General features: G+C 74.1%; 14 protein-coding genes. 9 read left to right on the top strand and 5 right to left on the bottom strand.

What is annotated here, in order from left to right; all coding sequences use genetic code 11:
- The first annotated feature begins 2 nt into the window (after positions 1-2).
- Together ACQPX6_RS11975 and ACQPX6_RS11970 are read left to right on the top strand one after the other, a co-directional pair.
- Positions 3-1607, top strand: a complete 1605-nt coding sequence (locus ACQPX6_RS11975; RefSeq protein WP_433787522.1) for an ATP-binding SpoIIE family protein phosphatase — start codon at positions 3-5, stop codon at positions 1605-1607.
- Entirely contained in the window at positions 1604-1921 is a 318-nt protein-coding gene (locus tag ACQPX6_RS11970) for an STAS domain-containing protein (RefSeq protein ID WP_433787521.1), read from the top strand. Before ACQPX6_RS11975 ends, ACQPX6_RS11970 begins: the two co-directional genes overlap by 4 nt.
- 21 nt (positions 1922-1942) lie before the next feature.
- Here the strand turns inward: ACQPX6_RS11970 and ACQPX6_RS11965 are convergent, their stop codons facing one another.
- On the bottom strand, positions 1943-2398 hold the full coding sequence (locus tag ACQPX6_RS11965; protein WP_433787520.1) for an SRPBCC family protein: 456 nt from the start codon (positions 2396-2398) through the stop codon (positions 1943-1945).
- A 142-nt stretch (positions 2399-2540) separates the two neighbouring features.
- Here ACQPX6_RS11965 and ACQPX6_RS11960 point away from each other — a divergent pair, with 142 nt between their 5' ends.
- Positions 2541-3905 (top strand): ATP-dependent 6-phosphofructokinase, encoded by a 1365-nt coding sequence (locus ACQPX6_RS11960; RefSeq protein ID WP_433787519.1) that lies wholly within the window; start codon positions 2541-2543, stop codon positions 3903-3905.
- Here the strand turns inward: ACQPX6_RS11960 and ACQPX6_RS11955 are convergent.
- The 4 genes from ACQPX6_RS11955 to ACQPX6_RS11940 are packed head-to-tail and all read right to left on the bottom strand — an operon-like array spanning position 3902 to position 8512.
- Entirely contained in the window at positions 3902-4300 is a 399-nt protein-coding gene (locus ACQPX6_RS11955; RefSeq protein WP_433787517.1) for an FKBP-type peptidyl-prolyl cis-trans isomerase, read from the bottom strand. The genes ACQPX6_RS11960 and ACQPX6_RS11955 overlap by 4 nt on opposite strands.
- A 9-nt stretch (positions 4301-4309) precedes the next feature.
- Positions 4310-5626 (bottom strand): MFS transporter, encoded by a 1317-nt coding sequence (locus ACQPX6_RS11950; protein ID WP_433787516.1) that lies wholly within the window; start codon positions 5624-5626, stop codon positions 4310-4312.
- A gap of 32 nt (positions 5627-5658) precedes the next feature.
- Complete coding sequence (locus ACQPX6_RS11945; RefSeq protein ID WP_433787515.1) at positions 5659-7467, bottom strand: thiamine pyrophosphate-requiring protein; 1809 nt, start codon at positions 7465-7467, stop codon at positions 5659-5661.
- A gap of 25 nt (positions 7468-7492) precedes the next feature.
- The gene (locus tag ACQPX6_RS11940) at positions 7493-8512 is read right to left on the bottom strand and encodes a glutathione S-transferase family protein (protein ID WP_433787514.1); all 1020 of its coding nucleotides are present in this window, start codon (positions 8510-8512) and stop codon (positions 7493-7495) included.
- Positions 8513-8694: 182 nt separating this feature from the next.
- Here ACQPX6_RS11940 and ACQPX6_RS11935 point away from each other — a divergent pair, with 182 nt between their 5' ends.
- Genes ACQPX6_RS11935 through ACQPX6_RS11910 form a run of 6 tightly spaced genes read left to right on the top strand, consistent with a single transcriptional unit; the run spans position 8695 to position 12623 of the window.
- Positions 8695-9270: a dihydrofolate reductase family protein gene (locus ACQPX6_RS11935; RefSeq protein WP_433787512.1), complete on the top strand. Its 576-nt coding sequence runs from the start codon at positions 8695-8697 to the stop codon at positions 9268-9270.
- Between the two features lie 11 nt (positions 9271-9281).
- Positions 9282-9896 (top strand): dihydrofolate reductase family protein, encoded by a 615-nt coding sequence (locus ACQPX6_RS11930; RefSeq protein WP_433787511.1) that lies wholly within the window; start codon positions 9282-9284, stop codon positions 9894-9896.
- A complete protein-coding gene (locus ACQPX6_RS11925) occupies positions 9896-10519 on the top strand; it encodes a dihydrofolate reductase family protein (protein WP_433787509.1) in 624 nt (207 codons plus the stop codon). Before ACQPX6_RS11930 ends, ACQPX6_RS11925 begins: the two co-directional genes overlap by 1 nt.
- A gap of 44 nt (positions 10520-10563) precedes the next feature.
- Positions 10564-10956 carry a YciI family protein gene (locus ACQPX6_RS11920; protein ID WP_433787508.1) on the top strand — a complete coding sequence of 131 codons (393 nt, stop codon included), beginning with the start codon at positions 10564-10566 and terminating at the stop codon, positions 10954-10956.
- Complete coding sequence (locus ACQPX6_RS11915; protein WP_433787507.1) at positions 10953-12170, top strand: RNA polymerase sigma factor; 1218 nt, start codon at positions 10953-10955, stop codon at positions 12168-12170. Before ACQPX6_RS11920 ends, ACQPX6_RS11915 begins: the two co-directional genes overlap by 4 nt.
- 12 nt (positions 12171-12182) lie before the next feature.
- Positions 12183-12623, top strand: a complete 441-nt coding sequence (locus tag ACQPX6_RS11910) for an ester cyclase (RefSeq protein ID WP_433787506.1) — start codon at positions 12183-12185, stop codon at positions 12621-12623.
- The last annotated feature ends 33 nt before the right edge of the window (positions 12624-12656 follow it).

The following is a 12656-nucleotide window of genomic DNA, read 5'->3' as shown; positions in this document are numbered from 1 at the left end:
CCATGTCCGTGCCCGGATCCGTCACCGACGAGGACCGGCTGCGTCGCATCGAGCAGATCACCGATACGACGCTGTCGCACCTCGACGTCGGGGATCTGCTCACCGAGTTGCTGGACCGGGTGCGGATCCTGCTCGGCGCCGACACCGCCGCCGTCCTCCTCCTGGACCCCTCGGGGACCTACCTCGTGGCCACCGCGGCCCGCGGGATCGAGGAGGAGGTGCGCCAGGGCGTGCGCATCCCGGTCGGCAAGGGCTTCGCGGGGCGCATCGCGGCTGAGCGCCGCCCCGTGTTCATCGACGACGTGGACCACTCCAACGTCCTCAACCCGATCCTGCGCGAGAAGGACATCCGCTCGCTGCTCGGCGTGCCCCTCATCGCCGAGGGCGGGGTCCTGGGCGTCCTGCACGTCGGCACCCTGTCCTCGCGGAAGTTCACCCAGGACGACGCGGAGCTGTTGCAGATGGTCGCCGACCGCGTCGCGCTGGTGACCCGCACCCACCTCTCCGATCTCGACCGCGCCGCCGCCTCGGCGCTGCAGCGCAGCCTCATGCCCGGGCAGCTGCCCAAGGTGAACGGGGTCGAGTTCGCGGCGCGCTACGTGCCTGGCGAGGCCGGCGGGCTGGGCGGCGACTGGTACGACGTGTTCTCCCTGCCCTCGGGCCGCCTGGGCGTCGTCATCGGCGACGTGGTCGGCCGCGGGCTGCAGGCCGCGGTGATCATGGGGCGGCTGCGCAGCGCCCTGCGCGCCTTCGCGCTCGAGGAGGACGACCCGGCCGAGGTGCTCGAGCGCCTCGACGGCAACGTCCAGCACTTCGAGGACGGCGTGATGGCCACGGTCCTCTACGCGATCTTCGAGCCGTCGCTGGACCGCGTCTCGCTGTCCACGGCGGGCCACCTGCCGCCGATCCTCGGCCGCCCCGGCGAGCGGTCGGCGCTGGTCAACGTGCCCGTCGACCTGCCGGTCGGGGTCTCGGTGGGCCCGCCGCGCCGCACCACGGTGATCGACCTCCCGCCCGAGGCGCTGTTCTTCCTCTACACCGACGGCCTCGTCGAGCGCCGGGGCCAGTCGCTCGACACCGGCCTCGACCTGCTGTGCGACGCCGTCCGGCCCGGCACCGACTCCGACGCCGTCTGCACGTCCGTGCTGCACCAGATGATCGGCCCGACGGCGGTGGGCGACGACGTGGCGATGCTCGTGGCGCGCCGACGCGAGGGCTCGGCGATGGTGCCGCTGAACATCGTCGTGCCCGCCGTCCCGCGCACGCTCTCCGACATCCGGGCGACCGTGCGGCGCTGGCTGCAGGCGGTGGGCGCGCCGCCCGAGGTCGCGGCGGACGTGTTGGTGGCCGCGGGCGAGGCGTGCGCCAACGTGGTCGAGCACGCGTACGGACCGGCGGGTGGCACGCTGACGGTGCAGATGGAGCTCGAGGGCACGACGGTGGTGACGAACGTGCGGGACAACGGACGGTGGCGCCCGGCCCGGGGGGACGACCCGGGACGGGGCACCGCGCTGATCCGGTCGTGCAGCGACGAGATGGACGTGATCGCCGGGGTGGGTGGCACGACGGTCACCTTCCGCCGGCACGTGACGGGGGCGCCGCAGTGACCACCGCGACCGTCGTCGTGCGACCCGAGGACGCCTGCGTGCGCATCGGGATCAGCGGCGAGATCGACCTCGACAACGCCGACACGGTCGAGGAGCAGCTCGCCGCGGCGATCCCCAACGAGACCACCGCGGTCGTGCTCGAGCTGGGGACGCTGGAGTACCTCGACAGCGCGGGCCTGCGGGTGCTGTTCGCCCTCGCCGCCCGCCTCGAGGTCCTGCAGATCGCGATGCGGGTGCACGTGCCCCAGGGGTCGCCGGCGCGGCGGGTGCTCCAGCTCTCCGGGTTCGAGGGCGTCGCCGCCCTCGAGGGCTGACCGCCACCCCTGCTCGGCCTGCTACCCCTGCTCGGCCTTGCGCCGCACGGTGTCGAGCGTCTGCTCCATGCCCCGGCGGTTCGCGGCCGGCACGTCCCACGCCCGGGCGCGCCCGACGACGTTGGCGATCGGGCTGCGACGGTCCTGCCAGAACTGCTCGAGGCGGGTGCCCGAGCCCTCCGGGACCAGGCGGAAGCCCCACCGGGCCACCGACTGCCCGAGCAGCTCGACGTCCCAGCTGATCGCCCGCTGCGGCTCGTACTCGGCGATCGTGCCCTTGGTGGACCAGCGCATCGGGCCCTTGCGGTTGTGCCCCTTGAACTGCGCGCCCGGCGCCGGGCCGGTGGCGCCGCCGAGCCAGTCGACGCGGTGGCACTCCGGCGAGATCGCCCCGATGCGCGCGGGGTCGCCGACGAGGTCCCACACCCGGTCCGGCGGGGCGTCGACGGTGCGGGTGACGACGATGTCGTCGGCCATGGGGCGTCCTCCGGTGCTGCGGATGATCTGGGAGCAGGCGCACGATAGGGGTCGGCGTGGGTGGCCGCTCGGTTATCGTGAACGATGCAGAGCGGCAGCACCCCGGTGCTCCGCGCCGTCCGCCCGCCGCAGCGTCGCGCCGGTGCCCCGCCTCTCGACCACCCCGGGGGTCCCCGCCGTGACGCTCGAGCTCGACGACCTGCGCGTGCGCAGCCTGGGTGAGTGCCGCTACGACTCCCCGTTCGCGGAGATGCTGGCGACCAAGCGCACCTCGCCCCACTACGTGCACGAGGACGACCGCGTCCTCGTCGACGACACCGTGTCCGTGCTGCTCTCCCGCGGCGTGCCGCTCGAGCAGCTGCCGAGCCTCGAGGCCGCCGGGCCCCGGCGGAAGATCTACTTCGACCCGGACGCGACCAGCGTCGGCATCGTGACCTGCGGCGGCCTGTGCCCGGGTCTCAACGACGTCATCCGCGGCCTCGTCCAGGAGCTCACCGAGCACTACCGCGTCGCGCACATCTACGGCTTCCGCAACGGCTACGCGGGCCTGACGTCCCAGCACCGCGAGCGGGTCGTCGAGCTCGACCTGCGGTCCGTCGCCGACATCAACAACGACGGCGGCACGATCCTCGGCAGCTCGCGCGGCGACCAGGACCCCGAGGAGATGGTCGACACGCTCGTCGACCTCGGCATCGACGTGCTGTTCGTCATCGGCGGCGACGGCAGCATGCGCGGCGCCATGGGCATCACCAAGGAGATCGACGCGCGCGGCCTCGACATCGCCGTCATCGGGGTGCCCAAGACGATCGACAACGACCTGCCCTACACCGACCAGAGCTTCGGCTTCCAGACGGCGTTCGCGCAGGCGACCGAGTTCATCGCCTCCGTGTTCATAGAGTCCCAGGCGGCCGAGAACGGCGTCGGCATCGTCAAGCTCATGGGCCGGCACTCGGGTTTCATCGCCTGCTACGCGGCCCTGTCGAACAACGACGCCGACTTCGTGCTCATCCCCGAGGTGCCGTTCGTGCTCGACGGCCCCAACGGCGTGCTGCGCCGCGTCGAGGACCACGTACGCCGGCACGGCCAGGTGGTCGTCGTGGTGGCCGAGGGCGCCGGCCAGGAGCTGCTCGAGCAGGAGGGCCAGACCACCGACGCGTCGGGCAACACCAAGCTCGGCGACATCGGCATCTACCTCAAGGACAAGCTCACCGAGCACCTCACCGAGGTCGGCCTGCCGCCCACGATCCGCTACCTCGACCCGAGCTACGCCATCCGCAGCGTGCCGGCGAACGCCTACGACAGCGTCTACTGCGTGCGCCTCGCCCACGCCGCCGTGCACGCCGGGATGGCCGGGCGCACCGAGACCGTCGTCGTCCGCTGGCGGCGCCGGTTCGTGCACATCCCGATGGAGCTCATCACCGCGCACCGCAACCAGGTCGACCCGGACGGCGACCTGTGGATGTCGGTCATCGAGGCCACGGGCCAGCCGATGACGTTCGGGGCCTAGTTGACCTTGACGAGGTCCACGACGAAGACCAGGTGCGCGTTCGCCGGGATCACCGGCGGCACGCCGCGGTCGCCGTAGCCCTGGTGCGGCGGGACGACGAGGATGCGCCGCCCGCCCTCGCGCATGCCGGAGATGCCGAGCTTGAAGCCGTCGATGACGCCGTTCAGCGGGAACTCGACGGGGGCGCCGCCGCGACCCCAGGAGGAGTCGAACTCGCCGCCGTCGGAGACCCGGATGCCCTGGTACTGGACCTGCACGGTGTCGCGGGGGCCGGCCTCGGCGCCGCCGCCCACCACCAGGTCGGTGATGTCGAGGTCGTTCGGCAGGGTGTCGGGGGTGACCGACGCGCCGGGGGCGCGGGTCAGGTCGTCGGTGTTGTCCACGGTGACCGCCATGACCCGACCCTACGGGCGCCCGGGAGCCGCCTCGTCAGGGCCCGCGGGGACGGCGGCGGCCAGCTCCTCGTCCTCGCGGGGGTCGTGGTCGCGGCCGAGCGCGAGGCCGACGGCGGAGAGCACGCAGGCCAGCGCGACGTAGCCCGCGGCGGCGGCCCAGCCGTAGCCCGCCTGCAGCGAGGTCAGCAGCAGCGGGGCCAGCGCGCCGCCGAGGACCCCGGCCAGGGTGTAGCCCAGCGAGGAGCCCGTGGAGCGCAGGCGCGGGGAGAACTGCTCGGTGATGAACGCGGCCTGCGGCCCGTACGCCGCCGCGTGCAGGACGAGGCCGACCACGACGCCGAGCACGAGCAACCCGAACGAGCCCGAGTCGATCGCCGGGAAGAGCACGAACACCCACACCCCGGCGAGCAGGACGGCGACCGTCGAGACCAGCCGCCGGTTGACCCGGTCGGAGAGCGCACCGAAGGCCGGGATGAGCCCGAGCTGCAGCGCCGAGCCCATGAGCACGGCCGCAAGCACCGCGGCGCGCTCGAAGCCCGCGGTGCGGGTGGCGTAGCTCAGGACGTAGACGGTCAGCAGCGAGTAGGCGACGTCGGGGCCGAGGCGCGAGAGGATCGCGGCGATCAGCCCGCGGGGCTGGGTGCGCAGCACCTCGCGGATCGGGGTGTCCGACGTCGACCCCGACTCCTGGAGCGCCCGGAACACCGGGGTGTCCTCGAGCGTCAGCCGGATCCACAGGCCGAAGGCGACGAGCAGCGCCGAGAGCAGGAACGCCAGCCGCCAGCCCCACGACAGGAGCTGGTCCTGCGTCAGCGTCGCCGCGAGGACCGCGAAGACGCCGTTGGCGAGCAGGTTGCCCGCGGGCGGGCCGATCTGCGCGGCCGACGACCAGAAGCCGCGCCGCCGGGCGTCGCCGAACTCGCCGGAGAGCAGCACCGCGCTCCCCCACTCACCCCCGACGCCGACGCCCTGCCCGAAGCGCAGCAGCACCAGCACGATCGGCGCGGTGACCCCGATCGTCGCGTAGGTGGGCAGCAGCCCGATGAGGACGGTGGCGACGCCGATGAGCATGAGCGTGGTGACGAGCACCCGCTTGCGGCCCAGCGTGTCCCCGAGCCGCCCGAACACGAACCCGCCGATGGGCCGCGACACGTAGCCCACCGCGAAGGTGCCGAACGCGAGCAGGAGCCCGGTCAGTGGGTCCGAGCCGGGGAAGAACAGCTGCGGGAACACGAGCGCCGACGCCGTGCCGTAGACGGCGAAGTCGTAGTACTCCAGCGACGTCCCCGACAGCGACGCGACGAACGCCTTGCCCCTGGCTGCCATGTGAGTGATGTTCCCGGCTGAGGCCGTGAATATCACTCACGAGGCCGAAGGCCCAACACCGAGCGGGCCTTGGCGCCGACGGTCTCGCGCACCCCGTTCGCGATGATCGACAGGGCGTCCGTGTCGTGCAGCTGCGAGCGGGCCGTGTTGAGGGCCTGCTGCAGGGTCACGTGCGGCGGCACGAGCGGGATGTCCTTGTCGACCTTCGCGTCGACGACGAACGGGCGGTCGGCGGCGAACGCCCGGTCCCAGGTCTCCCCGATCGCCGCCCGGTCGGTCAGCGTCGCCCCGCCGAGACCGAGCAGCGCCGCCCAGTCCGCGTAGGGCACGTCGGGCAGCGACTGCGACTGCGGGTCGGGCGCCTCGCCGAGCATCCCGCGGGTCTCCCACGAGACGAAGGACAGGTCGTCGTTGGTCAGCACCAGCACGACGAAGCGGGGGTCGGCCCACTGCTGCCAGTAGCGCTGCACGGTGATCAGCTCGTTGACGCCGTTCATCTGCATCGCGCCGTCGCCGACCAGGGCGACGACGGGCCGGTCGGGGTGCGCGTTCTTGGCCGCGATCGCGTACGGCATGGCGCCGCCCATCGACAGCAGCGTCCCCGACAGCGACCCGCGCTGGCCCGGGCGCAGCGTCAGGTCGCGGGCGTACCAGGACGTCGCGGTGCCGCAGTCGACGGCGATCAGCGCGTCGCCGGGGAGCCGGTCGGAGAGCTCGCGGACGACCAGCTCCGGGTTGAGCGACGTGGTGTGGGCGTGGGCGCGCTGGCGGGAGTAGTCGTGCCAGGACCGGGTCCAGCGCTCGACGTGGGCGCGCCACGAGGTGTCGGTGCGGGCGCGCAGCCGGGGCAGCAGCGCGGAGAGGGTGGCCGCGGCGTCGCCGGTGAGGTTGACCTCGGTCTCGTAGCGGATCCCGCACCGGGAGCCGTCGACGTCGATCTGGACGGCGCGGGCCTGGCCGGGCGCCGGGAGGTACTCGGTGTAGGGCATGGTCGAGCCGACGATCAGCAGCGTGTCGCACTCGCGCATGAGGTGCCACGAGGCCGTGGTGCCGAGCAGGCCGATCGCGCCGGTGTTCCAGGGCGAGCGGTCGTCGACCACGCCCTTGCCGAGCAGGGCGGTGGCCACGCCGGCGCCGAGCGCGTTCGCGATCTCGGTGAGCTCGGTCGTGGCGCCCAGCGCGCCCGCGCCGGCGAGGATCGCGACCTTCTCCCCCGCGTTGAGCACCTCGGCCGCGGCGTCCAGCGCGGGCTCCGGGGGCGCGCCGATCATGGACGAGGGCACCGCCGAGGTGTGGTAGTAGCCGTGGGCGTCCGGCGGGTCGACGACGGCGTCCTGTTCGAGCACGTCCGACGGCAGGATGATCACCGAGACCGTGCGGTCGGCCAGCGCGCTGCGGCACGCGCGGTCGACGACGTGCCGCACCTGGCTGGGGTCCTTGACCTCGGCGAGGTAGCCCGCGACGTCGGAGAACAGCGCGACGAGGTCGACCTCCTGGTAGTAGCCGCCACCCTGCGCGGTCTGGGCGGTGTTGCCGAGCAGCGCGACGACGGGCTGGTGGTCGAGCTTGGCGTCGTAGAGGCCGTTGAGGGCGTGGATCGCGCCCGGGCCGCCGGTGACCGCGCAGCAGCCGATGGGCGACCCGCCGTACTTCACGTCCGCGCAGGCGGCGAACGCGGCGGTCTCCTCGTGCCGGACCTGCACGAACTCGGCGTCGTGGCGCTCGGGCATCGCGGTGAAGATGCCGCCGACGCCGTCGCCGGGGTAGCCGTAGAAGCGGTGGACACCCCAGGCGGCGAGACGGTCGAGGACGTGCGCGGCGACGTTCTTGGGTGCACTCACGCCCCCGGACTACCCGCGCGAGCCGCTACATGTCCAGCGGCGGCAGCGGGCGCAGCGGGCCGGCGAGGGGCTCGGGCGGCGTGCCCTCGGGGCCGAACGGCGATCCGCCCAGCTCTTCGCGGTGGTGCGGCTCGAGCCAGGCCGAGGGCTCGGGGCCCAGCGGGACGATCCGCGTCGGGTTGATCGACGTGTGCACCTGGTAGTAGTGCCGCTTGATGTGGTCGAAGTCGACCGTGTCCCCGAACCCGGGGGTCTGGTAGAGGTCGCGGGCGTAGGGCCAAAGATTGCCGAACTCGGCGAGCTTCTGCCGGTTGCACTTGAAGTGGCCGTGGTAAACGGCGTCGAAGCGCGCCAGCGTGGTGAACAGCCGGATGTCGGCCTCGGTGATGTGGTCGCCGACCAGGTAGCGCCGGTCCGCCAGCCGCTCGTCGAGCTCGTCGAGGCGGGCGAACAGCGCGGTGTAGGCCGTCTCGTAGGCGTTCTGGGTCGTCGCGAAGCCGGTCTTGTAGACGCCGTTGTTGACGTCGTGGAACACGCCCTCGTTGACGGCGTCGATCTCCTCGCGCAGCTCGGGCGGGTAGAGCGACGGGGCGCCCGGGCGCTGGTGCTTGGCCCACTCGATCCCCAGGTCGACGGTGATCTGCGGGTAGTCGTTGGTGACGAGCAGCCCGGTGGACTCCTCGACGATCGCGGGCACGCTCACCCCGTTCTCGGTGCCCTCCTCCGGGTCGCGGGCGAGGTAGGCCTCCTCGAGGTAGCGGTACCCGAGCACCGGGTCCTTCCCGTCCTCGTCGAGCGCGAACCGCCAGGAGCGCTCGTCCTGGATCGGGTCGACGATGGCCATCGAGATCGCGTCCTCGAGCCCCATCAGCCGGCGCACGATGATCGAGCGGTGCGCCCACGGGCAGGCCAGCGACACGACGAGGCGGTAGCGGCCGGGCTCGGCGGGCCAGTCCTGCTCGCCGGTCGGCTCGGCCACGATCCGGTCGGTGAAGCGCGGGCCGCGACGGCGGAACGAGCCACTGCTGTCGGTGGGGGTGCTCACGCAGGGCTGGGTGCCCTCGGAGGAGCCCGCCGCAACGTGACGAGTGCGGGACGATCGGCGCAGCACCGGTCGATCCGACGCCCGATCGTCCGGCGTTCCGCCCGCGTGACCGACGGGGACGGGCCGGCTCGACGCCCTGGTGACCGGGCCCGCACGGGGCCCACCACCGACAGGAGCACCCGATGTCCCGCACCGTGAGTGCCAACATCACCCTCTCGCTCGACGGCTACGCGGCCGGGCCGGGCGGGGACATGTCCTGGCTGATCGAGACCGCCCTGCACGAGCAGTGCGCCTCCGGCTTCGCCGGCTGGTACCGCGGCGTCGACACCGTCCTGCTCGGCCGCACGAACTACGAGGGCTTCCACGGCTACTGGCCCGCGGTGGCCGACGACCCCGCCGCCGACGCGCGCAGCCGGGACTTCTCGCGATGGTTCGACGCCGTCGAGAAGGTCGTGGTCTCCCGCACGCTGTCCACGGCCGACTGGGCGAACAGCCGCGTGACCGACGACCTCGAGGGCACGGTCCGCGCGCTGCGCACCACGGCGGGCCAGGGCATCGCGGTGCTGTCGAGCGTCAGCGTCATCCGTGCGCTGCTCGCCGCCGACCTGGTCGACGAGCTCCGCATCACCCGCGTGCCGGCGATCCTCGGCGCGGGGCTACCGCTGTTCGACGGCCCGCTGCCACGGTCGACCTGGACGCTGGAGTCGGTGGCGACGATCCCCACCGGCGCCACCGTCTCGACGCTGCGGCGCCGGTGAGGAGGACGACGATGGCGAAGATCGTGCTGTACATGTTCATGTCCCTCGACGGGTTCATCGCGGGGCCGGACGACGGCCCGGGCCAGGGGCTGGGGGTCGGCGGCGAGCGGCTGCACGACTTCCTGACGTTCGACGGTCCCGAGGACGACCCCGACCATCCCTCGTCCGCCCGCTCGAGCGACGAGGTCGGGACCGCGGTCATGGCGGAGGCGATGACCACCGGCGCGGTGCTCACCGGCCGGCGCACCTTCGAGCTCGCCGGGCAGTGGGGCGGCGACCACCACGACGGCGTGCCGATCGTCGTGCTCACCCGCTCGGCGCCCGCGGAGCCGCCGCTCGGCCACGCCCGCTACGTCACCGACGTCCGCGAGGCCGCGGCGCAGGCGAAGGCGGCCGCCGGCGACCGGGACGTCCTGCTCCACGGCGCCGAGGCGGCCCGGGCGTGCCTGCGGGCCGGGGTGCTCGACGAGATGGCGCTGCAGGTGGTGCCGGTGCTGCTCGGGGCGGGGCGGCGGCTGTTCGACGACCTGCCCGCCGAACGCGTCGAGCTCGAGCTGCTCCGCGCGCTCGACGGTCCCGGGATGGTGCACCTGCGCTACCGGGTGCTCGGGGCGGGTGAGCGGTGATGGCCCTGCGCCTGGACATGACCGTGTCCCTCGACGGCTTCGTCGCGGGGCCGGACGACTCCCCGCACGACCCGCTCGGTGTCGGCGGGTTCCGCCTGTTCGACTGGCTCGACCGCCGCCTCGACCCCGGCCCCGCCGGCGAGGTGTACGCCGAGGCGATGGCCACCCGCGCCGTGCTCTCCGGCCGCCGGACCTACGAGCACGCGGGGCGCTGGGGCGGCGACCACCACGACGGCGTCCCGATCGTCGTCCTGACCCACGCGGTGCCCGACGAGCCGCCGCCCGGCAGCGTCGTCTACGCCACCGACGTCCGCGACGCCGCGGCGCGCGCCCGGGCGGCGGCCGGGGACGGCGACGTCGTCGTGATGGGGGCGGGCGCGGGGCAGGCCCTGCTGGCCGCCGGGGAGCTCGACGAGATCGAGCTGCACGTCGTGCCGGTGCTGCTCGGGCAGGGGCGGCGGCTGTTCGGCGACCTGCCGGGCCACGTCGAGCTCGAGCTCGTGCGCCGCCTGGGCAGCCCGCCGACCGAGGACCTCCACCGCCGGGCCACGCACCTGCGCTACCGGGTGCGCACCCGACCGGACCCGGCTGTCGATTCCGGCGCGGCGTCCGCGACGTCATGATGAGGGCCCCGACCGCGGGGCCCCGGAGCCCGAGGAGAGAGACGATGGGCCAGTACCTGATCCTGATCTACACCGACGAGGCGTCCTGGGCGGCGATCGGTGAGCAGGAGTCCGGCGCGGTCACCGCCGCGCACCAGCGGTTCGGGCAGCAGCACGGCGCGGTGCTGCGCGGCGGCGGGTGGCTGCACCCGACCGCGGCCGCCACCACGCTGCGCCGCCCCGACGGCCGGGAGCGCGACGACCTCGCGGCCGGGGAGGACGCGCTGGTCACCGACGGGCCGTACGTGGAGACGAAGGAGGCGCTCGGCGGCTACTACCTGATCGAGGTGCCCGACCTGGACACCGCGCTCCGGGTCGCGCGGGACGTCCCCGAGCCCTTCGGCGGCGTGGAGGTCCGCCCGCTGCGCCCGTCGGTGCAGGAGTACCAGGGGACGTGATCCACCCTGCCCGGGCCGTCGCCGACGCGCACCGTCGCGAGTGGGCCACCGTGCTCGCCGCGACGGTGCGCGTCACGCGCGACCTGGACCTCGCCGAGGAGTGCGTCCAGGAGGCCTACGCGCAGGCCCTGGAGGCGTGGCGCGACGGTGTCCCGGCGCGGCCCGGCGCCTGGCTGACCACGGCGGCGCGGCGCCGGGCCCTCGACGCCCACCGCCGGGCCGAGGTCGCGCAGCGGGCGCTGCCCCTGCTGGTCGTCGACGAGGTCGCCCCCGAGCCGTGGGGCGCCCCGCCCGACGACGTCCTCGCGCTCCTGTTCACCTGCTGCCACCCGGCGCTGACCGCCGAGGCCCGGGTGGCGCTGACGCTGCGCCTGCTCGGCGGCCTCTCGACCCCCGAGATCGCGCGGGCGTTCCTCGTCACCGAACCCACGATGGCCGCCCGGCTCACCCGCGCGAAGAAGAAGATCGCCGCCGCCGGGGTGCCGTTCCGCGTGCCCCCGCCCGACGAGGTGCCGCGGCGGCTCGGCGGGGTGCTCGCCGTGGTGCACCTCGTGCTCACCACCGGGCACACGGCCCCGACCGGCGCGGCGCTCGTGCGCGACGACCTGCTCGACCGCGCCCACGACCTCGCCCGCCTGCTGCGCTCGCGCTTCCCCGACGACCCCGAGGTCGCCGGGCTGCTCGCGCTGGTCCTGCTCACCGACGCCCGGCGGGCCACACGGGTCGACGCCGACGGCGGCCTCGTCCTGCTCGCCGACCAGGACCGCGCGCGGTGGGACGCGGCGATGATCGAGGAGGGGCGCGCGCTGGTCCGCGGCGCGTTGGGAGCCCGCCCGGTCGCCCGCTACGCGGTGCTCGCCGCCGTCGCCGCCGTCCACGCGGAGGCGCCGAGCCTCGAGGACACCGACTGGCCCGAGATCGTCGGGCTCTACGACGTCGTCCTCGCCCGGTGGCCCTCGCCGGTGGTGGCGCTCAACCGGGCGGTCGCGGTGGGGTTCGCCGACGGCCCCGACGCGGGCCTGGCGGCGCTCGACGGGCTCGCCGACGAGCCCCGCCTCGCCGGGTACGGCTACCTCGCCGCCGCCCGCGGGGAACTGCTGCGCCGCGCCGGCCGGCACCGCGAGGCCCGGGAGGCCATCGAGGAGGCGGTGCTGCTCACCGCCAACGACGTCGAGCGCGAGCTGCTGGCGGGGCGCCTGGCCGCGCTCGGGTGAGAGCATCCGCGGGTGACCAAGGGCGTCCAGGACCTCATGGTCGCGGTGGAGCGCACCCGCGACCAGTTCGTCGCCGCCGTCCGGGGCGGGGACCTCGAGCGCGCGATGGAGCTGGTCACCGACGACGTCGCGCTGGCGACGCTGCCGGCGGGCACCGGGGCGCGCGGGGCCGGGGAGCTGCGCCGCCACCTCGCCGACGACGTCCTCCCCCACCATCCCGCCGACCTCGCGACGCGCCGGGTCTCGCGCACCGGCGACCGCTGGCGCGTGGTCGACGAGGAGCTCGTGTCGTTCACCCACGACCGCGAGCTGCCGTGGCTGCTGCCCGGCGTCGCGGCGACCGGGCGGTACGTCGAGGTGCTCGCGATCTCGGTGGTGACGGTGCGCAAGCTGCGGGTCGCCGAGCACCGCACGCTCTGGGACCACCACGGTCTCCTCGCCCAGCTGACGTGAGACGCGCCCGCCCGGGGTGTCGCGCGCGGCGAT

This window comes from Actinomycetospora sp. CA-101289 (assembly GCF_050955895.1).
In the GTDB taxonomy this organism is placed as follows: Bacteria; Actinomycetota; Actinomycetes; order Mycobacteriales; family Pseudonocardiaceae; genus Actinomycetospora.
The sequence above is the reverse complement of the archived record's forward strand: the minus strand, read 5'-3'. Positions and strand labels throughout refer to the sequence as shown.